This window comes from Sporosarcina sp. SAFN-015 (genome assembly GCF_059415085.1).
In genome coordinates this window covers 434256-455184 of record NZ_JBPFDR010000003.1, presented here as the reverse complement: position 1 = coordinate 455184, position 20929 = coordinate 434256, and the positions used below count along the sequence as shown (strand labels likewise).

Annotated in this window: 20 protein-coding genes; 14 read left to right on the top strand and 6 right to left on the bottom strand. The window is 42.0% G+C overall.

The features are described from left to right. The first annotated feature begins 20 nt into the window (after positions 1–20). On the top strand, positions 21–3458 hold the full coding sequence (pyc, locus tag ACR65H_RS08055; RefSeq protein WP_440499666.1) for a pyruvate carboxylase: 3438 nt from the start codon (positions 21–23) through the stop codon (positions 3456–3458). A 49-nt stretch (positions 3459–3507) separates the two neighbouring features. On the opposite strand, the gene ACR65H_RS08050 is transcribed toward pyc, so the two are convergent. Continuing rightward, positions 3508–4413: a COX15/CtaA family protein gene (locus ACR65H_RS08050; RefSeq protein WP_440499631.1), complete on the bottom strand. Its 906-nt coding sequence runs from the start codon at positions 4411–4413 to the stop codon at positions 3508–3510. Between the two features lie 322 nt (positions 4414–4735). On the opposite strand from ACR65H_RS08050, the gene cyoE reads away from it, so the two are divergent. The 7 genes from cyoE to ACR65H_RS08015 all read left to right on the top strand — a co-directional run bounded on the left by cyoE (position 4736) and on the right by ACR65H_RS08015 (position 11275). After that, the gene (gene cyoE / locus ACR65H_RS08045) at positions 4736–5653 is read left to right on the top strand and encodes a heme o synthase (protein ID WP_440499630.1); all 918 of its coding nucleotides are present in this window, start codon (positions 4736–4738) and stop codon (positions 5651–5653) included. 100 nt (positions 5654–5753) lie between these two features. Further along, a complete protein-coding gene (gene coxB / locus ACR65H_RS08040; protein ID WP_440499629.1) occupies positions 5754–6818 on the top strand; it encodes a cytochrome c oxidase subunit II in 1065 nt (354 codons plus the stop codon). Between the two features lie 32 nt (positions 6819–6850). Continuing rightward, positions 6851–8725: a cytochrome c oxidase subunit I gene (locus tag ACR65H_RS08035; RefSeq protein WP_440499628.1), complete on the top strand. Its 1875-nt coding sequence runs from the start codon at positions 6851–6853 to the stop codon at positions 8723–8725. Next, positions 8725–9351 carry a cytochrome (ubi)quinol oxidase subunit III gene (locus ACR65H_RS08030; RefSeq protein ID WP_440499627.1) on the top strand — a complete coding sequence of 209 codons (627 nt, stop codon included), beginning with the start codon at positions 8725–8727 and terminating at the stop codon, positions 9349–9351. Before ACR65H_RS08035 ends, ACR65H_RS08030 begins: the two co-directional genes overlap by 1 nt. A 1-nt stretch (position 9352) precedes the next feature. Then, on the top strand, positions 9353–9700 hold the full coding sequence (locus ACR65H_RS08025; protein WP_440499626.1) for a cytochrome C oxidase subunit IV family protein: 348 nt from the start codon (positions 9353–9355) through the stop codon (positions 9698–9700). A gap of 166 nt (positions 9701–9866) precedes the next feature. Then, a complete protein-coding gene (gene ctaG / locus ACR65H_RS08020; RefSeq protein WP_440499625.1) occupies positions 9867–10784 on the top strand; it encodes a cytochrome c oxidase assembly factor CtaG in 918 nt (305 codons plus the stop codon). A 29-nt stretch (positions 10785–10813) separates the two neighbouring features. After that, the gene (locus tag ACR65H_RS08015) at positions 10814–11275 is read left to right on the top strand and encodes a DUF420 domain-containing protein (protein WP_440499624.1); all 462 of its coding nucleotides are present in this window, start codon (positions 10814–10816) and stop codon (positions 11273–11275) included. Positions 11276–11322: 47 nt separating this feature from the next. Here the strand turns inward: ACR65H_RS08015 and ytvI are convergent, their stop codons facing one another. Both ytvI and ACR65H_RS08005 read right to left on the bottom strand, forming a co-directional pair. Next, a complete protein-coding gene (ytvI, locus tag ACR65H_RS08010) occupies positions 11323–12381 on the bottom strand; it encodes a sporulation integral membrane protein YtvI (RefSeq protein WP_440499623.1) in 1059 nt (352 codons plus the stop codon). 109 nt (positions 12382–12490) lie between these two features. Next, the gene (locus tag ACR65H_RS08005; RefSeq protein WP_440499622.1) at positions 12491–12856 is read right to left on the bottom strand and encodes a YugN family protein; all 366 of its coding nucleotides are present in this window, start codon (positions 12854–12856) and stop codon (positions 12491–12493) included. Between the two features lie 328 nt (positions 12857–13184). Here ACR65H_RS08005 and ACR65H_RS08000 point away from each other — a divergent pair, with 328 nt between their 5' ends. Next, entirely contained in the window at positions 13185–14270 is a 1086-nt protein-coding gene (locus ACR65H_RS08000) for a CAP domain-containing protein (protein ID WP_440499621.1), read from the top strand. Position 14271: 1 nt separating this feature from the next. Here ACR65H_RS08000 and ACR65H_RS07995 read toward each other — a convergent pair whose 3' ends face one another. After that, positions 14272–15003: an amino acid kinase family protein gene (locus tag ACR65H_RS07995; RefSeq protein WP_440499620.1), complete on the bottom strand. Its 732-nt coding sequence runs from the start codon at positions 15001–15003 to the stop codon at positions 14272–14274. Positions 15004–15211: 208 nt separating this feature from the next. Between ACR65H_RS07995 and ACR65H_RS07990 the strand changes: the two genes are divergently transcribed. Together ACR65H_RS07990 and ACR65H_RS07985 are read left to right on the top strand one after the other, a co-directional pair. Next, on the top strand, positions 15212–16531 hold the full coding sequence (locus tag ACR65H_RS07990; protein ID WP_440499619.1) for a Mur ligase family protein: 1320 nt from the start codon (positions 15212–15214) through the stop codon (positions 16529–16531). A gap of 69 nt (positions 16532–16600) precedes the next feature. Further along, on the top strand, positions 16601–17044 hold the full coding sequence (locus ACR65H_RS07985) for a YlbF/YmcA family competence regulator (RefSeq protein WP_440499618.1): 444 nt from the start codon (positions 16601–16603) through the stop codon (positions 17042–17044). A 72-nt stretch (positions 17045–17116) separates the two neighbouring features. On the opposite strand, the gene ACR65H_RS07980 is transcribed toward ACR65H_RS07985, so the two are convergent. Next, positions 17117–18022 (bottom strand): glycerophosphodiester phosphodiesterase family protein, encoded by a 906-nt coding sequence (locus ACR65H_RS07980; RefSeq protein WP_440499617.1) that lies wholly within the window; start codon positions 18020–18022, stop codon positions 17117–17119. A gap of 171 nt (positions 18023–18193) precedes the next feature. Between ACR65H_RS07980 and ACR65H_RS07975 the strand changes: the two genes are divergently transcribed. Next, on the top strand, positions 18194–18466 hold the full coding sequence (locus ACR65H_RS07975; RefSeq protein ID WP_239429697.1) for a YlbG family protein: 273 nt from the start codon (positions 18194–18196) through the stop codon (positions 18464–18466). An 11-nt stretch (positions 18467–18477) separates the two neighbouring features. On the opposite strand, the gene ACR65H_RS07970 is transcribed toward ACR65H_RS07975, so the two are convergent. Then, positions 18478–18870 carry a DUF7147 family protein gene (locus ACR65H_RS07970; RefSeq protein ID WP_440499616.1) on the bottom strand — a complete coding sequence of 131 codons (393 nt, stop codon included), beginning with the start codon at positions 18868–18870 and terminating at the stop codon, positions 18478–18480. Positions 18871–18958: 88 nt separating this feature from the next. On the opposite strand from ACR65H_RS07970, the gene ACR65H_RS07965 reads away from it, so the two are divergent. Next, complete coding sequence (locus ACR65H_RS07965) at positions 18959–20377, top strand: hypothetical protein (RefSeq protein WP_440499615.1); 1419 nt, start codon at positions 18959–18961, stop codon at positions 20375–20377. Further along, a complete protein-coding gene (gene rsmD, locus ACR65H_RS07960; RefSeq protein WP_440499614.1) occupies positions 20374–20919 on the top strand; it encodes a 16S rRNA (guanine(966)-N(2))-methyltransferase RsmD in 546 nt (181 codons plus the stop codon). The genes ACR65H_RS07965 and rsmD overlap by 4 nt, the downstream gene beginning before the upstream one ends. Positions 20920–20929: the final 10 nt, after the last annotated feature.

Below are 20929 nucleotides of genomic sequence, written 5' to 3'. Positions count from 1 at the left end.
GAAGTGCTTTCGTGGTGGAAATGGATCAGATTAAAAAAATTCTCGTAGCAAACCGTGGTGAGATTGCTATTCGTATTTTTCGAGCGTGCACCGAATTGGAGATACCGACTGTCGGGATTTATTCGGCAGAAGATCGGGGTTCTTTCCACCGTTACAAAGCAGATGAGTCCTATTTAGTCGGAGAAGGGAAAAAGCCGATTGATGCCTACTTGGATATCGAAGGGATCATTAAGATTGCAAAATCATCAGGAGCGAACGCTGTACATCCTGGTTATGGTTTCCTAGCAGAGAATGAAGAGTTTGCTCGTAGGTTGGAAGAAGAGGGAATCATCTTCATCGGTCCCACATCAAAGCATCTTGACATGTTCGGGGACAAGGTGAAGGCGAGAGAACAAGCTATCAAGGCAGGCATCCCTGTCATCCCTGGAACGGATGGACCAGTTGCTTCAGTTGCTGATGTTGCTTCTTTCGGTGAAACATACGGGTATCCGATTATTATTAAAGCTTCCCTAGGTGGTGGCGGCCGGGGCATGCGGATTGTAAATTCCGCAGATGAAGTGCTTGAAGCGTATGAGCGAGCCAGATCAGAAGCTAAGTCTGCTTTTGGTTCGGACGAAGTGTATGTCGAAAAGTACATCAATAAGCCAAAGCATATTGAAGTTCAAATATTAGGCGATACATACGGCAATGTCGTTCATCTATATGAGCGCGATTGCTCGATACAACGTCGTCACCAAAAAGTAGTGGAAATTGCTCCGTCCATTTCTTTGCCGGAAAATTTGCGTCTTGAAATTTGCGAAGCTGCTGTAAAATTGGCGAAAAATATTTCCTACATTAACGCAGGAACCGTAGAGTTTCTTGTGGCGGACGGAAAATTTTACTTTATCGAAGTGAATCCGCGTATCCAAGTTGAGCATACAATTACCGAAATGGTAACTGGAATCGATATCGTCCATGCACAAATCCATATTGCGAATGGTGGAAATCTCCATGAAGGAGAATCTGCTATTCCGAAGCAAGACGATATTCCGTTATTTGGCTATGCAATTCAATCGCGGGTGACGACGGAGGATCCATTGAATGACTTTATGCCTGATACAGGCAAGTTGATGGTCTATCGGTCAGGCGGAGGGTTCGGCGTCCGTCTAGATGCCGGCAATGGCTTCCAAGGGGCTATCATCACTCCATACTATGATTCCTTGCTCGTCAAAGTATCAACATGGGGGACTTCCTTTAAGGATGCAGCGGCAAAAATGGACCGTAACCTTCAAGAATTCCGGATTAGAGGAATCAAAACAAATATCCCCTTCCTAGAAAACGTCGTTCGTCATGAAAACTTCCTGACTGGCAATTATGATACAAGCTTCATTGATACGACTCCTGAATTATTCGAGTTCCCTGTTAAGAAAGACCGTGGAACGAAGATCTTGAATTATTTAGGGAATGTTACTGTCAATGGGTTTCCGGGGATAGCGAAACAGACTAAACCGTTATTCAATTCAGTTAGGAAACCTGCTGTGGACCTTCTTGCACCGCCTCCTTCAGGGACGAAACAGATCTTGGACGAGAGAGGTCCTGAAGGATTGATCCAATGGATAAAGGAGCAGGATGATGTTCTATTGACCGACACAACGTTCAGGGATGCTCATCAGTCATTACTTGCGACCCGTGTGCGTACATCGGATATTGCAAATATCGCAGCTGAATCTGCTAGGCTTATGCCGGATCTTTTCTCATTTGAAATGTGGGGCGGAGCAACATTCGATGTTGCATACCGTTTCCTGAAAGAGGATCCGTGGGAAAGACTTACGAAGCTTCGGGAGCAAATTCCAAATGTCTTATTCCAAATGTTGTTCCGTGGTGCGAATGCTGTCGGCTATTCCAATTATCCTGATAATGTCATACGTGAATTCGTCAAAACTTCTGCGGAATCAGGGATTGATGTATTCCGCATATTCGATAGCTTAAACTGGATTAAAGGTATGGAAGTGGCAATCGATGCGACCCGTCAAGCGGGGAAAGTGGCAGAGGCTGCGCTTTGCTATACCGGGGACATATTGGATGATTCCCGCGCCAAATATACAGTCGGGTACTACAAAGAAATGGCAAAGGAGCTTGAAGCAGCAGGAGCGCATATTCTCGCACTAAAAGACATGGCAGGGCTTTTGAAGCCGGAAGCTGCGTATCGCCTCATTTCAGAGTTGAAAGAGACTGTTGATATACCGATTCATTTGCATTCACATGATACGAGCGGAAATGGCATTTATATGTACGCGAAAGCGATAGAAGCTGGAGTGGATATTGTAGATACAGCTCTCGGTTCCATGGCTGGTCTTACTTCACAACCGTCCGCAAGCTCGTTGTATTATGCGTTGCAATATGGCAAGCGCCAAGTGAAAGCCGATGTCGATGCTCTTGAATCATTATCATATTACTGGGAAGATGTACGGAAATATTATCAAAACTTTGAGAGCGGCATGGTTAGCCCTCATTCTGAAGTGTACGTACATGAAATGCCAGGCGGTCAATATTCAAACTTGCAACAACAAGCCAAAGCTGTCGGACTTGGTGAGAGATGGGATGAAGTGAAGGAGATGTACTCCCGTGTCAATATGCTCTTTGGAGACGTCGTAAAAGTGACTCCTTCTTCCAAGGTCGTGGGTGATATGGCGCTATTCATGGTGCAAAATGATCTGAATGAAGAATCTGTCATTTCACGTGGGCAATCCATCGATTTCCCTGAATCTGTAATCGAATTTTTCGAAGGATATATCGGTCAACCGTATGGCGGGTTCCCGAAAGAATTACAGCAGGTTATTTTGAAAGAAAGAACGCCGATCACTGTCCGGCCGGGTGAGCTTTTGGAAGATGTAGATTTTGATGCATTGCTTCAAAAGACAGCAGAACTTCTTGGACACCAGTCAACGATGAAAGATGCGCTCGCATATGCGCTATATCCGAAAGTGTTCGAAGAATATTCGACGATGAAAAAGGAATTCGGAAACATATCAGTCATTAACACACCTGAGTTTCTTTACGGTATGCGACTAGGCCAGGAAATCGAAGTGGAGATCGAAAGAGGGAAGACACTTATCGTCAAGCTCGTTTCCATTGGCGAACCTCAAACGGACGGCACACGCATCATTTACTTTGAACTGAACGGCCAACCTAGGGAAGTTATCATTCAAGATATCAATGTGGAATCAGATGTTGCTCGCAAACAAAAAGCGGATCCTTCAAATGATTCTCACATTGCAGCGACAATGCCTGGAACTGTATTGCAAGTTGCTGTCTCCAAAGGAGCAAAAGTACGTCGTGGTCAACATCTACTCATTACGGAAGCTATGAAGATGGAAACGACGATCCAAGCTCCATTTGACGGAATCGTCAAAGAAATCCACGTCACCTCAGGAGAATCCATCTCTACAGGCGACCTCCTTCTCGAACTGGAACATTAATAAAAATAAGCACCCGCGTGGAAAATCCACGCGGGTGCTTTTGTTATCTCTACTGTCTGCTTCTCGAAACAAGAAGCACCATATAAGTCAATAATCCGAACAGAAGGATTACAAACAATGAATGAGCTAAAGCTAAATAAAGATTTAAACGGGTAAGGATAACAGCTCCACCCGCCAAAACTTGCAACGACACTAAAATGAATGCAATGATCCATCCCCAGTATATAACTCGTTGATTTTTATAATGCCTGATTGCATGAATAGCAATAACACCGAGCCAAATGAATATCAATGCCGCAGCGGTCCGATGACTCATCTGGACCCATTCCCAGAAATTAGCGGGAAGGGAAAAATCCCCGTTCCTACACATTGGCCAATCTGTACAGCTCAACTCGGATTCGGTATGACGGACAAGTGCTCCGGTGTATACTACGATGTATGAATAGATTGTGACACCGATTGTATGGAATCGAAGCGTCCTACCGATCTTTAGCCTATCAGCGTCAAATTTCTGATCGACCTCAAAGATGAGCAATGTTAGAAGTAATACTGATGCAAAGGAAATTAGCGAAATGCCAAAATGAAGTGCAAGAATGAAATCCCCTTGTCCCCAAAGAACTTGGGCAGCACCGATTAACGCTTGGAGAATGAGGAAAAATATTGCCAAAACAGACAGCAATTTTGTTTCCCTTATATGTCCGATCGCTTTCCAAGACCAAACTGCTAAGATGACGATCAAAATTCCGACCGAGCCCGTAACGACGCGATGAGAAAATTCGATAAGGACTTCCGGCGTGATTTCATCCGGGATCAATTGACCGTTACAACCAGGCCAATGCCTTCCGCAACCCATCCCACTATCTGTTTTCGTAACGAGTGCACCACCCAAAAGGATTAACAGCATACCGATCGTAGAGGCGACCCCGAACCATTTCAAATACTTATTATATCGCAAACAAGACACCTTCTTTTAGAGATGATGACCATATGAAAAAAGGCCCCGTTTGTTGATGATATCGAAAAAAAGTCGAAAAAACAACGCATATTGACCGAAATCAGCTTTGCATAAAGCTTTTTCACAAATTGTTCATAAAATAGACCCTTTAACTTCACAAAAGGCATAGGGAAATGATTTACTATAGATAGGGCAGATGCATTTATATCATAATATACTTAACATATCGGATGAAATTCGGTTTATATATAGAAATCATTGCCGGATTTCGATATAGTAAAGTATAGCGGTCCTTGCCGACATCGTTGAAAGGAGGGTACATATGTCAAACGGTCGAGCGATTTCTTCATCCGTTGAACCGGATATCGGATCGGCTTCCATATTGAAGGATTTTCTAGCACTTATAAAAATCGGCATTGTGAATTCAAACCTGATTACAACATTTACCGGTCTATTTCTTGCATTCCAGTTTTCAGGCAAAAGTTTCATTAGCAATCTGGATTTGTTACTGTATGGACTTTTCGGTACCGGGTTAATCATCGCGGGCTCGGCGGCTTTGAACAATCTTATTGATCGGGATATCGATCCGATCATGTCCAGAACAAAGTCACGTCCAACGGTTACTGGCAGATTTAAAGCGCCGGCTGTCTTGGCACTGGCGTTCACTTTCATTATCTTAGGCGAAGTGATGTTGTTTGCTGCGTCACCGGCGGCAGGGCTATGGGGACTTGCAGGCGTCTTCAGCTATGTTGTACTCTATTCAATGTGGTCTAAAAGAAAATATGTTAGTAATACTGTTGTAGGCAGCATCTCAGGAGCCATCCCGCCATTAATCGGTTGGGCTGCGGTCGAACCGTCGCTCGGTATGGGCGCATGGGCGCTGTTCTTAATCATGTTTGCATGGCAACCGCCACATTTCTATGCGTTGGCGATGCGTAGGACTGAAGAATACCGGGCAGCCGGCATTCCGATGCTTCCAGTCGTAAAAGGATTTGAAAGGACAAAGAAGTCTATTTTCGGATGGGTTCTGCTATTATTCCCGTTGCCATTCCTTCTACCGGAGCTCGGAAGCGCTTTTATTGTGCTGGCAACAGCCTTGAATATCGGTTGGCTATATTTGTCGATAAAAGGATTCAAAGCAAAAGAAGATTTAAAGTGGGCTACATCCATGTTCATCTTCTCCTTGAATTACATGACAATCCTTTTTGTAGCAATGATCATTTTTTCGATATTCATCTAACTGATGGAATTCTTTCTTTTTGACAGGAATTCATTATAGAGAGGTCAACAGTCCTCATTTGAAGAAAATCATTTTTTAGAAAGAGAGGTATTAGTTAGCGATGATGAAAGGACTCAAAAAATGGCGTCTCTTTTCTCTATTGGCTGTACTGACAGTTTTCCTTGCAGGTTGTGGACAAGAAGAAATTTCAACGCTTCTACCTGCCGGACAAGTCGGTCAAGATCAATTCAACTTGCTATTATTGTCGTCAGGAATAATGTTGCTCGTCATTATCGTTGTAGTAGCAATTTACTTAATCGCGTTAGTACGCTTCAGACGTTCCAAATTAGGTGAAGATCATATTCCTGAACAAGTTGAAGGCAGCCATAAGCTTGAGCTTGTGTGGACAATCATTCCAATTCTATTGATCTTGCTGCTAGCTGTTCCAACTGTTTACTACACGTATAAGCTTGGTGATGTATCAGCTATGGGCGCAGTGGATGAAGATGGAAATGCCGAAAACCTAGTCGTTGACGTAACAGCGAAACTATACTGGTGGGAATTCGAATATCCTGACCTTGGTATCGTTACCGCACAGGAATTAGTAGTTCCAATGGATGAAAAGGTTTACTTCAATTTGATTGCAGCTGACGTGAAACACTCCTTCTGGATTCCAGCAGTCGGCGGAAAGCTTGATACGAACGTAGAGAACGTCAACAAATTCTATTTGGTATTTGAGAAAGATTCCAAGGATTTGAAAGACGGAGTATTCTATGGGAAATGTGCCGAGCTTTGCGGTCCGTCGCATGCGTTAATGGACTTCAAAGTGAAGACGATGCCACGTGCTGAATTTGACCAATGGGTAACTGCAATGCAAGCTTCCGCAGAGAATCAAGTCGTTGCAAATCCAGCTGGTGAGGATGTATTCCAGCAAAGCTGTATCGGATGTCACGCCACTTCTGGTGTTGGAGAATCTGGGGCATCCGGACCGAACCTAGCAACTTTCGGAGATCGTAATCGTGTTGCAGGAATCTTGGACCATACAAAAGAAGATTTGATTGATTGGATCAAGTATCCACAGAAACATAAACCTGGTAATAAGATGCCAGGATTCGCTGATCAACTTTCCGACCAGGAATTGGATGCATTGGCTGAATACTTAATGGGATTATCTGTTGAAAAATAATCTTTTGCGATTTTGAAGAGGAGGTAAACAAAGTGAGTTCAGTTGCTCAAAAAAAGGGTTTTGGCGCAACGCTATGGGACTGGCTGACTACAGTCGACCATAAGAAGATCGGAATCCTTTACTTCCTTGGTGGCGGATTCTTCTTCGTACTCGGCGGTATTGAAGCGATGTTAATTCGTTGGCAGCTTCATAAGCCGAACAACGATTTCGTCAGTGCGGGTCTTTTCAATGATTTGATCACGATGCACGGAACGACGATGATCTTCTTGGCTGCCATGCCTTTATTATTTGGATTTATGAACGCTATCATGCCGTTGCAAATTGGTGCACGTGATGTTGCATTCCCATTTGTTAACTCATTAGGGTTCTGGATGTTTTTCTTCGGAGGACTTTTCCTGAACATTTCTTGGTTCTTCGGTCAAGTGCCTGACGCGGGATGGACATCATATGCGTCACTTTCCATTGCATCGGAAGGACATGGTATTGACTTCTATGCAATCGGTCTTCAGATTGCCGGGGGCGGTACGTTGATGGCAGGGATCAACTTCCTAGTAACAATCATCAACATGCGTGCTCCAGGTATGACTTATATGCGTATGCCGTTGTTCACATGGACAACATTTGTAGCATCTGCGATGATTCTTTTTGCATTCCCTCCATTGACAATCGGTTTGTTCTTCTTAACATTTGACCGTATGTTCGGTGGTAACTTCTTTGATCATACGATGGGCGGAAACACGATCATCTGGGAGCATATTTTCTGGATTTTCGGTCACCCTGAAGTATATATTCTTATCTTGCCTGCTTTCGGTATTTTCTCTGAGATTTTCTCGACATTCTCTCGAAAGCGTCTTTTCGGATATCCATCCATGGTCTTTGCGACTGTGTTAATTGGATTCCTAGGATTCATGGTTTGGGCTCACCATATGTTTACGGTAGGGCTTGGGCCAACTGCGAACGCAATCTTCGCTGTTGCAACAATGGCGATTGCTGTTCCAACAGGGGTTAAAATTTTCAACTGGCTATTGACTATGTGGGGCGGCAGCATCAAGATTACAACGCCAATGCTTTATGCACTCGGTTTCATCCCTTCATTCGTAATGGGTGGGGTGACAGGTGTTATGCAAGGTGCGGCACCGCTCGACTATCAATTGCATGACTCTTACTTCATCGTTGCTCACTTCCACTATGTAATCGTTGGTGGGGTTGTCCTTGCAATTTTGGCAGCAACACATTATTGGTGGCCAAAAATGTTCGGTACGATGCTAAATGAGACACTTGGTAAAATTACATTCGTATTCTTTTTCATCGGTTTCCATTTGACGTTCCTTATTCAGCACTGGCTTGGATTCTGGGGAATGCCTCGTCGTGTGTGGACATTCATGGACGGACAAGGTTGGAACTTGGCAAACTTTATCAGTACAATTGGTGCATTCATGATGGCAATCGGTGTCATTGTACTCGTCTACAACATCATCGTGACATCTATTAAGAATGTGAAAGTTGCAAATGATCCATGGGGAGACGGACGTACGCTTGAATGGGCAATTGAATCTCCTCCGGTATATTACAATTTCCATGCGACACCACTTGTCCGTGGGCTTGATACTGTGTGGATCGAAAAAATGGAAGGCAATGAGTCAGGATTGACTCCTGCTGAACCGATCAAAGACATCCATATGCCGAATGGATCTTTCATTCCATTCCTTATGACACTTGGTCTCTTCATTGCTGGATTCGGAGCTATGTTCCGCACTGAAGAGTCATGGGGTCTGCCAGTCCTAATATTTGGTCTACTTTGGACTTTCGTAGCGATGGCTGCCCGTTCATTGAAGGATGACACTGGGTATTACATTAAAAAAGATGAGATTCTCCGTGATATGAAACGTAAAGGGGGTCAAAACTAATGGACTTGAATAAAAAATTCACCCCTGAAACTTGGCCCGATCATCCTGAAAAAGCGACACTTGAAGCGAAAAATAAGTTCGTCGGCTTCTGGTTGTTCCTTGGTGGAGAGACAATTCTCTTCGCAACGTTGTTCGCAACATATGTTGCATTGAAGAACTCCGGTCCGAGCGGTTTTGGATTCTCGACACAAGAGCTTTATGAATTGCCACTTGTTTTTGTAATGACAATGTTGCTATTGACATCTTCATTGACGAGTGTGTTCGCTATGTACCATCTGCGTAACTATAACTTTAAGAAAATGCAGCTTTGGTTAGCCATCACTGCGTTTTTAGGACTTGGTTTCCTCATGCTTGAAGTATATGAGTTCTCACATTATGTACATCTAGGCTTTACGTTTAATAACAGTGCTTTCAGTTCTGCGTTCTATACGCTTGTCGGAACTCACGGATTCCACGTAGCTGTTGGTCTTGTATGGATCACGTTGTTGATTTTCCGTAACGCGAAACGCGGTCTGAATCTTTATAACGCAACGAAGTACTATACATTTTCACTATATTGGCACTTCATTGACGTTGTTTGGGTATTCATCTTCACTGTAGTCTACTTGATGGGAGTGATAGGTTAAGATGGCAGACATCCAAGTTTACAAACGTACACCTGCGGAGCAGCAGCTTGCACAGAGACGTGCAAAAAAGTCAATGCGTGATCAGGTCATGATGTTTTCGCTAATGATCTTTCTCACACTTGTTTCATTTTCAATGGTTGTTGCTTATCAAGCTGATGTTGCAGGGTTCTCGAAGTACTTCATCATTCCGATGGTAATGCTGTTCGCAGCAGTACAAGTCGGTTTGCAACTGTATTATTTCATGCATATGAATGAAAAAGGGCATGGCATTCCTCAAATGTTCATGTTTACAGGAGCTATGTTGGGCTTCCTTATCCCTTTGACTTTTGTAACAATCGTTTGGTGGTAATCAATATAGAAAAGCCTGTGGATCTCTTCCGCAGGCTTTTCGCATTTGTTTTTGTTAACGTCTAGCTTCGTGCGACCTTCGCTTTTGTATTGTTCATTGTTCGTTCATTGTGTTCGCGCCATGTTCGTTTTATAATAGAGAAAGACATATTAAAGGAGCGATGGCAATGATGCCTTTCAGCATATTTGGGTTTCGAGCATTATGGAGTCCTTATTATTTCTTAACATTAGTATTGATCGTCGTACTTTATTTCCTTTTGACTAAAAAATGGAGACATTGGTTTGAGGGGACGGAACCTGTAACGACAAGGGAAATCGGATATTTTTTAGCTTCGATGGTGCTTTTGTATATCGTTAAAGGCTCACCCGTTGACTTAATAGGACATATTTTGTTTTCCGTTCATATGACGCAAATGGCGCTTCTTTTATTAGGTGTTGCTCCATTAATGATCATTGGGATTCCAAATTTCATATGGAAAAAAGTTTTCAGCGTAAAAATCATCGACAAAGTTGTACGTTTGTTTACGAGGCCTATTATTAGCTTATTGATCTTTACACTTGCTTTCTCACTGTATCATTATCCATTGATTTTGGACTATATTAAATTGAGTGCAGTTTTGCATGCGATCTTCACGATCACGGTATTTATGGCAGCCTTAGTGTTATGGTGGCCGGTTGTGAATACGTTGGAAGATCATCCACAATTGCACGGTTTGAAGAAAATTGGGTATGTTATTTTAAGTGCTCTCCTAGTGACGCCTGCCTGTGCTTTAATCATCTTTGTCGACGTCCCTGTGTATGAAACTTATAGTAGCGGAGAGGCATGGTTACAGGCTATGGCATTATGCGTGCCTGCAGGGACGCTTTCTGGTTTATCTATTTCAGGTCCTGAATTATTTACAAATATGCCTACAGTGTATGATCAGCAATTGGGCGGTATTATTATGAAAATTATCCAAGAATTGATTTATGTTGTCGTAATCGGCAAAATCTTTATCAAGTGGTATCGCGAAGAACAATTGAATGCTGATGAAATAACACAGAGAGATTTATTGGAACGACAAAAATTTGAAATGAATAGATGATCGAATTCACTGCTGAAGGGGTATTATTAATGAATGTTCCTTTTTTACCAACGTTAAGTACTTTTTTCATTGTGCTATCGGCGATTCTTGTCGCAATTGGATGGAAACTAGTGCGTGATGGGAAAATTGAAGCCCATAAGAAGACAATGTTAGGAGCAGCCGTAGCAGCGGTTCTGTTTTTTATCATTTACGCCTCCCGTACGATTTTCATCGGCAACACGGCGTTCGGCGGTCCGGAAAATCTGAAGATCTATTATACCGTCTTTCTTATTTTTCACATTATGCTCTCAACGTCTGGGGCTATCATGGGCATATTGACAATCAATTGGGGCTTGAAAAATAAGTTGGATAAGCATCGAAGAATAGGACCTATTACGAGCGTTGTATGGTTTTTTACTGCAATAACAGGTGTGGCTGTCTATTTGTTGCTCTATATCTTGTATGAAGGCGGAGAAACGACTTCGATGATAAAGGCCATTTTAGGTAATTAATAAAAGAAACCGGCAAAGGAAATTTTTCCATGCCGGTTTTTTGATAACTAAATTTTAAAGTTCATCTTGATGATGCCTGCTTCGCGTGCTGTATTGAATAGGATGACGATCATCGGACCGATGAATAAGCCGATAATACCGAAAAGCTTTAACCCGATAAACATACCGATAAGCGTTGGAAGCGGGGATAAGCCGATCTGGTTGCCCATTACTTTTGGTTCAACAATCCTTCGAATGATTAACAGGATTGCTGCCAAAACCGCCAATTTTGTCCCCATGCCGATATCTCCGCTGACGAATTGATACAAAGACCATGGAGCAAGAATGACTATTGAGCCTAAAATTGGAATGATATCGATGATCCAAATAACAATTGACATGACTAGAGCATATTTAGGAGCGATAATTAGCAACCCTACGAAAGATGCCGCTAGAATAATCAAGCTTATTAATACTTGAGCTTTTATGAATCCGAAAATAACCGAGTTAAGTTTAACTGTCATATAACGGACTTTTTTCGCAGTTTCATCCGTGAAATGCCTGAATACCATCTTTTTCAATTCAGGCAATTCAAGCATGAAAAGGAAAAGAGCTACCATATAAACGAGAAGGCTTACGAGGAAGTTCGGGATTTCAGAAGCGAGTGCAACGATTTTATCGGAATTGACCAACTCCAAAAGCGATTTCCGGAATGACTCCAAAATCTCATTGAAACTGCCTTGTGCCGATTTTACGACATCATCAGGCAATCCTGATGTATATACAAGAAGTTTATTCTGAAAATCGATCCAGACGCCAGAAAGTTTGTTTAAATAATCGGGAGCTGTTTTTGAGAGTTCGATTAATCTACCTATCAATGACGTGATTGTATAATAAATGATAATAGCAAGCATTACTAAAATAAAAATGAAAACCGATATGACTGCAATTTGACGCTTCCATTTAAATTTTGTTTCAGTCAATTTGACGAGCGGCTCAAAAAGTAGAGCCGTTAAAAGTGCTAAGATAATCGGAATGGATATAGGAAGAATAAAGATAAAAACTAATATGACGACAATAAGTAAAAAGAGAAGTAAAATATTCCGCTTTGTAAGCAATCGGGACAACAGTCATTCCTCCAAATTGTTAATTGGTTACAGTATAACCAAATTTCAGAGAAAGAATAGGTAAAAAAACCGAAGAACAGTAAGTTCTTCGGTTTTCATGATAAAATGATTATTTTGTTAAAATAAATGGTTTTAGATCTTCTAAGACGGCTTTGAGTGTTGCTTCGCAATCTTTCACAAGTCCTTCAGGGAAGTGCTCGCCCTCACCATATTCGACGCCATGTGGATAATAATGCTTTCCGATAACCGGCTTTTTAAGGTGCATGATTGCATCGCGAGTATCAACGTCACCATCTGGTGTGAAACCGAAGACACGCAAATAATAAGTGCCTTCTTTAATTACATACTTCTTATCGTATGTAACACGCTCGTAGTCCCATTGTCCAGCACGTACAAGATCGTGTTTCAGCATGATTTCGTCAAGTAGTGACAATTCAGCAACAATGCCTTCAATACCTGTATTTTCGATATACATTGTTCAAAGTCCTCCTTCATATTCAACCAGTCGAATGCCTATACTTAATTATCATAGAACAAATTAGTGTTACTTGCAATGACAACATTGTGTCTTGAAATCGATGAAGTCGTTAGGTACATCATTATTTCGACAGTGTGAGATTATTTTATGCGTAAAGGATGACTTTCACACTTGAAATTCGTTAAAGTTAACTTATACTCAAATTAATGCTATATATCAAGAATTGAAGATTTTCTGTAAGTAATCTTTTTTATGGAAGCAGTTCAGTTTTTATGTACTTAAATAAAGTTTTGATTAGAACTTGATGAAAAGGTGGCGAGAAGACTTGAAAGTATTGTGGAAAATTGCATTATTACTGTTTGTCCTTCTCGCAGTGTTTTATATTATGGGAAGCAGGATTCAGGAAAATGAACCGCTCGAATCGCCAGTCAAACATGGAACGGCAATACCGAGCCCTAATAAGGAAGTCGTTGAATTGACATCTGGTCCAAAACGACCAGAAAAAGGACTTTCCACATTTGTAGGAAAGTCATCTGATGTATTGGTCGAATTGATGGGGGAACCTGACAGAATTGAACCGTCCGCATACGGTTACGAGTGGTGGGTGTATACTGAAGAGACACAAATGATGGTTGGTGTGGAAGATGGAACTGTCAACCAGGTGTTCAGTGCTGACAAAGATGCCGACCTAACGCCTATCTCAATCGGTCAGAATATTAGTGAAGTGTTCCGCTTTTCGATTATTGAATCTGAAGTGAATGTGATTTTGGATGATAATATGTATACATTTACTTTGAACAGCCAGGATTTGAAAGATAGAATCTTGCTTAAGTATGATAAATTATATGCGCAAGTGTATGTTGATGCCGAAGACGAAGTGATTGAGGGGGTCCGATATATTGATCCGAAAACGCTTGTCATCCATCAACCTTATGACATGGAATTCGCAGGAGAATTGGTAGCGATTCCTCAGCCATCTTCAACAATTCAAATGGAAGTTGACCGTTCGATGGAACGGCAAATTCTTGAGCTCACGAATATTTATCGGGAACATCATGATGTAAAGCCGCTTGAAAATGATTATTGGTTATCATTGCTAGCCCAAAACCATAGCAAGGATATGGCGATTGAAAATTATTTTTCACATGAGTCGCCATCGGCAGGCAACTTATCAGAGCGGTTGAAAAGTTTCGGGATTGAACATAAAAAAGCCGGGGAGAATATAGCCGCAAATTACGTGGATGCTATTGAAGCGGTCCATGGTTGGCTGAATTCCCCCGCGCACCGTAGTGTCTTGCTAGATTCGGATGCGACTGATATTGGTACTGGAGCGTACGGAAAGTACTATACACAAGTTCTCATAAAATCAGACAAAAAAGAAAACCCAAACTCGAATTTTTTACGAAAATGATTCATGGTAAAATCCAAGTCCCTTTCTCACTGGAAGTGATGCCTCTAACATATAGAGGTATCGCTTTTTTCATTGCGTAAATTGCAGCACGCTTCTGAATGACAGGGCGATCTGTTTCCAAAAGGGGCAGCAACTGATCAATGGTCATGTTATCGATTTTTTTGGTGTTTACACCGATTCGCGGATCATTGCTCATGACTCCTGGGACGTCCTTGAAAAATTCGACATGTGATGCTCTCAGAGCAGCCCCAAGTGCAATGGCTGTCAAATCACTGCCGCCTCTTCCGATTGTCATCACTTGGCCAAATTCATTTATTCCTTGGAAGCCCGGAACAATGACACATCCGGATTCTTGTAAACTGTCGACAATCATAGTGGGGTCGATATCACTAATTGTTCCATCACCAAAATCGCCGGATGTCCAGATGCCAGCTTGAATTCCATGAAGAATTCTATTTGGAACTCCAGCCTCTTCCAGTTCTGCAGAAAGAACCGCTGATGCAATAAGCTCACCACATGACGCAGCGAGGTCACTTGCAGCTTTAGCGTGTTTGAATGCGTCTGTCAACTTCAATAACTGATCCGTGGAGTATGGATCTTTTCCCCTTCCAATTGCTGAAACGACTACGACAACATTTTGATGGTTTTCCAATCCGGATTTGATGTGTGCGATGCATATTTTTCGAGATTGTTTGTCTTTCATGGCTACTCCGCCAAATTTTTGAACTATCATTCAAGCTCCCAACTTTCTTCGTGTCGTTCCTTCCTTTTCCTTCATACGATAAAGTATGGTTCGCTCTCAATATATTCGGTATTCATGAAAATTGTTCGGGAAGGGGAGGGGGCTTCTGTTATTATCTGAGATCTTGAAAGACTGGCCCTGTACGGTTTCGGGAAGTGTAGGCATACCAATTAACGGTATTACGGAGAGGTCTGGAAATGTGAAGGAAGGGTATATTTTCGTTGCGAGGAAAGGTTGCAGCGATGATGGAATTTTGCATGTGCAAGAGGCGATTGAACGGGGGGCAATAGCCATCGTCGTCGATCGAAATGAGGAAGTGAATTTCGAAACAAGTACAGAAATTACCCTTATTACAGTGCCGGACGGTAGAAGATTCATTTCGCATGCGAGCGCGAAGCTTGCGGGCAATCCTTCAGAATCAATGACAATTATAGCTGTGACTGGTACGAACGGAAAAACGACTGTCACGCATTTCATAGGCCAATTAATGGCGATGCTCGGTGAACAGGCAGCGGTTATTGGGACAACAGGACTTTTCATGAACGGAAGGAAAGTCATCATTGATATGCCCGAAATGACTACGTTGCCTGCAGAGTTTCTCCATCCACTACTTCGAAAATGTGTAGATGAAGGAATGCAATATATTGTAATGGAAGCCTCTTCTCTTGGACTTTCCACATCAAGATTGGATCATTGCAAAATCGATATTGGAGTATTTCTGAATATTGGAGTTGATCATTACGAAGAACATGGCAGCAAGGAAGCGTATATTGCAGCGAAAAAGAGGCTTACAACAATGGCGCGGGAACTTGTTGTCAATGCGGATGATCGACAATGCGTGAAGCTTGTAAATGGGGCTAATAGGCCGGTTCACTATTTCAATGAGCTGATGGTTGCTGGAAGAGTAGTGCCATACAACTTATATCCAATCAATTTGCCAGGGAAGCATAATAGACTAAATGCACTTGCAGCTGTCGCTGTTTTGCAACGACTCGGTTTTGACCAGCATAAGGTTTTACCGCTTTGCAATCGGCTTGAACTGCCAGAAGGGAGATTGCAACGTCTGGATGGTGGCGATGTGACAGTCTATATCGATTATGCCCATACACCCGATGCCCTTCAAACAGTGTTAGCTTCTTTAACAGAAGAGTCTACAGGCGAATTGATCACAGTTTTTGGTTGTGGTGGTAATCGTGACAAAGGTAAGCGTCCGCAAATGGGAATGGTCGCTGCAACTTATTCCTCAAAAGTGTTTATTACGTCTGATAACCCGAGGAATGAAGAGCCTTCTTCCATCATTGAAGAAATCCTGATGGGAATAAATTGTGAGAGTGAGAAAATCGACGTGGAGCTTGATCGAAGAACAGCGATACAAAAAGCGGTTTGTTATGCAAAAGATGGGGATGTCGTTTTGATTGCAGGGAAAGGACATGAGAAAACACAGCAAGTCGGGCAAGAGCTTCTCACATTTTCGGATTATGATGTGGCACAAGCGGCGTTGCGTGAAAAGAGAAAATAAATCAGGTTAGAATACATGCACAAAGCACGCTTTTTCTGTTATGATAAGTTGGAATGGAGGGAAAGCCCTATGATGATGACAGATGAATGGATGTCAATCATTGAGCAATCAGAAATACTCTCCGATATGTTGCTCTCTTCCGAAATCATCCAAGAGTACAGAAGAGCGAATCATGCCGTGTATTCCAACAAATTGTTGGCAGAAGCGATTTATGATTTTACGAATATGAAGGAGCGTTACGAAGAAGTGCAACGTTTCGGCAGATACCATCCTGACTATAAAACAGTCATGAAAGATATACGAATACAAAAGAGGGAACTAGATATGAATGAGGATGTCGCTGCTTTGCGTCTTGCGGAAAACGATGTCCAAGGACTGTTGAATGAAATCAGTTCAATCATTGCAAAATCTGTTTCTGATTCTATCAAAGTGCCTACGGGAGATAATTTCTTTGTAGATTCATCTTGCGGCGGTGGATGCGGCACTGGTGGAAGCTGTTCTTGTTCCGCCTAAGGACGTTGTAAATGCGTTTCGTCAATATACTAAAAGCGGTTGCCTGCAATTGACCAGGTAACCGCCTTTTTTTTATGTGTTTTGCTGGATTACTTCCATTGCCACTACAGGATTATCAGTTATGAAACCGGCAGCTCCAGCATTCAATAATTTTTCAAATGATTCTTTGTCATTGACATGATTATAGTAAACGGAAACGTTCAAATTGGAAAGGAAGCTTATGAAACTTTCCGTATTCATCGGAAACAAACCCATTTTTTCAGCGATGCAAAACAAATCGGCACGAGGATTGTATAAATGACCAAATTTACTTGAAAACGACGCGTATGCTTTTTTCACTTCGTCATTTCCAGCACCGATGGCCACTTTATTTTGAGCATATAGATTAAACCGATCCGTCTGCTCGTCAAAGGCACTCATGACAATAACACGATCCTCTGATCCTGTTTCTTCTAGAAGTCGCCAGAGTTTTGATGGCATTAGGCTGCCTTCATATGTATCAGGCGAGTCCTTTAGATTGATAGCAATTAGCATATGTGGATAAGCGGATAACAGTTCACGCAAACTAACAATTTTCTCGCCTTTATCTCGGAAAGGGAAGTTCCCCTCCTCATCTTGGAACATATATCCGGAATCCGCTTTTTTCAATTCATCTATTGTATAGTCTGAAATTCTGCCAGAGAAATCGGTCGTCCTGTCCGCAGTTTCGTCGTGAAAGAGAACGATTTCTTCGTCTTTTGTCAATCGGATGTCTACAGCAAAACCATGGACTCCTAGTTCTGCTGAATTTGAAAACGCCGCCAACGTGTGCTCCGGAGCGCATTTCATTCCTCCGCGATGCGAAAGGACGACCGGATCCTTGAATTCTAGCGCTTCCTTCGTGGGTCGGGGTTGAGGCTTTGCAACTACTTTGGATGCGGCCCAAGCAGCAACTCCGGCTGCTCCCACCGTAAGAGCCACTTTCGTTTTTCTTCCCATTTTCGTATCCTCCTCATTTATCGATCAATTACGCCTTTGCGTAAACTTACATAGCAAGTTAACATGTCCTTTCCTCATTATAGGGGAAAAAACGGAAGATGTCAGCAATGTTCGGTTGCAGGTCATTTCTCTACTATGGTATTGTATGGGGTAGGAAAAGAGGGGAAAATCATGATTGATCGACAAGGGATTATAGTATATCTCCATCATTTGAAACAGGCTAAATCTCTACGTAAATACGGCCACGTCCATTATATTTCCAGAAAAATGAAATACGTCGTCCTTTATTGTGATCAAGTGGACGTTGACGATACGATACGAAAACTTGAACGACTTCCGTCTGTTAAAAAAGTACTTCCGTCTTATCGTCCATTTGTTAAAACTGAATATGAGAACGCCAAACCTGATAAGGCAAAGGAATATGACTACAAAATCGGATTATAAAATTTTCTAATTTATCGCAATGGCGGAACAAGATGATTAAGACGAAGGATTCCTGTTATATACTGATAGAACAGTTTGGAATCGGCGAATTCAGAAGAATGCTTCAACCCAATAAAAATCGGTTCCTGGCCATTCTGCAAGGATACTTCTTCAAAGAGGAGCCTTCTTTTTGACTTAGATTCCCCAGGTTGTATGATTCCTTCCCTGCAAATGTATATTGGCATGAAATTGCTGTTTCGGGCAGGTTGGAATGCAGCTGCTACGGAGATCGCTTGTCCGCTGTTAGTGTTTGAAGAAAAGATGAAAGTTCTATGGAGGCGATGTTGATTCGTTTCGATTAGTTCTAAAAGCTCATAGATGTCTCCATAACCTTCACCCAATTCGATAAAGTACTGTTGTAACATACATGACACTACCTTTCTCCATTCGGAATATAGTTCATCATAGCATTTTTCAAGTACATTAAACATCCCTTGCAATGAGGTGCAGCAATTGAAGATCACATTCCGCATCGTCGGTCTATTAATTATCATGAATTCGGTTTTACTCTATATGCATTATAGTCAATTGGCGGATGCAAGTGGGTCGTCTGAAAAATTATCCCGCTATGTCCAGGAAATTGAAGTGATCAATAGAGCGGACGCTATTTTTATTACACATCATTTTCACAACTTGGATGAGGGACGATACGAAATTATTTATCCTGCAGAGAGCAGAAAGCATGCTTGTTTTCTGGAAACTGAATCTTCATGTATAAGAATGAATGAAAATGCCACAGCAATTTTGGAAGGGGAGCATAGCAGGCAATCCATCTCGTACGAAATACCGATATCCGGAACGTTAGAAAGCCGAAAGCTTTTTAAGGAACCATTTGCCAAGCTGAGAAATGCGAAACCGGATTCTACGATTTTACATGTAACGGATGAAAGCGGCATTGGTGGAATGTGGATCAGCGGTCTCCCGTTGGTGGGAACCAAAAAAATGGACATGGTCGATTATTCAATGTTCAAAGGGAACGGTACAGTCTCGGATCTTTATTGGCAACGCAAAGTTTATCCGGAAGCATATCGAGGCGATCGTCTTTCGATATTCGCGGATTCAATAGATGCTGATGTCGCAGAGCAGTTAAATGGCGACTTGAAAGACTTAAATACCCGACATATTTCTGTCGTATTGGATCCAGAAGGGAAACCTCTTCAATCTTCCCGATTTATTATTACCCAGCTGAAAGCAACGGAGCTGTCTGACTTAGTTTTGGAAAGAGGAGTCCGCTCGATGTATGCCATATCGGAGCGAGAGCAACTTGTAGCAAGTTTAGTCACATCGATTTCCATTGATACGCCAACTGGTACTAAAGAAGCCAAAGCGGTATTTGAATCAATGAAAGGTTCATTGACAGAAGAACAGTACGAAATATTGCAGTCCCGTCTCACTGAGAAATACGGCGAGCATATTGATGCATCTATACTGGATGAGCTGATAGGAGAAGTTGCCGGGTGGAAAACTTCCTTTGTTCAAAAGAACACTGAAGGAAGCTATCCTTTCGTACTTGAGGACACGCGAACAGTTTATATGAACGGTGAAGCTCAAGAAGACGTTCAAGTTATTATTATGGACAAGCAGACACTTTATCCGGCGAGTAAATTGTTATCCAGAAACGGCTATGATGTATCTGCAAATGAAAGTTCTATTTATATTGAAAGTGAAGAAGAGAAATTCAGATTCTCGTTGCGTGACCCTTTTTATGTATTAAATGAAAAGAGGTATGAATTACGCGAAAAGCCATATGCATTCATTGGAAACGAGTATTATTTTGCGGAAGATGCATTAAGGCGGATATTCCATTTATCCATTCAAAAAAATGAAGATACGATTGTAGTGAAGTCGTTGTTAGGAGGAGAATTAAAATGAGGGTCGTATCCGGATCCAGAAAAGGAACACCATTAAAATCATTGCCTGGCAATTTGACAAGACCTACATCAGATAAGGTAAAAGAATCGATATTCAATATGATTGGTCCTTATTTTAACGGGGGAATCGCTGTCGAACTGTTTGGCGGCAGCGGTTCACTTTCCATTGAATCATTATCCAGGGGAGTAGACGAAGCTTATATTTTCGAGAAAAATCAAAAGGCATGTTCCGTCATTCGTGAGAATGTAGAAAAATGCCGCTTTACTGATCAAGTACATATTGTTAGAAATGATGCGAGGAATGCTATTCGGGCATTGCCAACAGATATTAAAATCGATTTACTTTTCATCGACCCACCATATGCCGAAACGAAATTTTATGATTTAGCGGATACGATTGCTCAAGCAGGCATGTTATCCGACGATGCAATCATCGTTTGTGAACATGATAAGCAATTGACACTTCCTGATGCTTATAGTGATTTTGAAAAGACCAAAAACCCGATCTATGGGAACAGCGCGGTTTCCATTTATATGAAATGAGGTAGCTTCT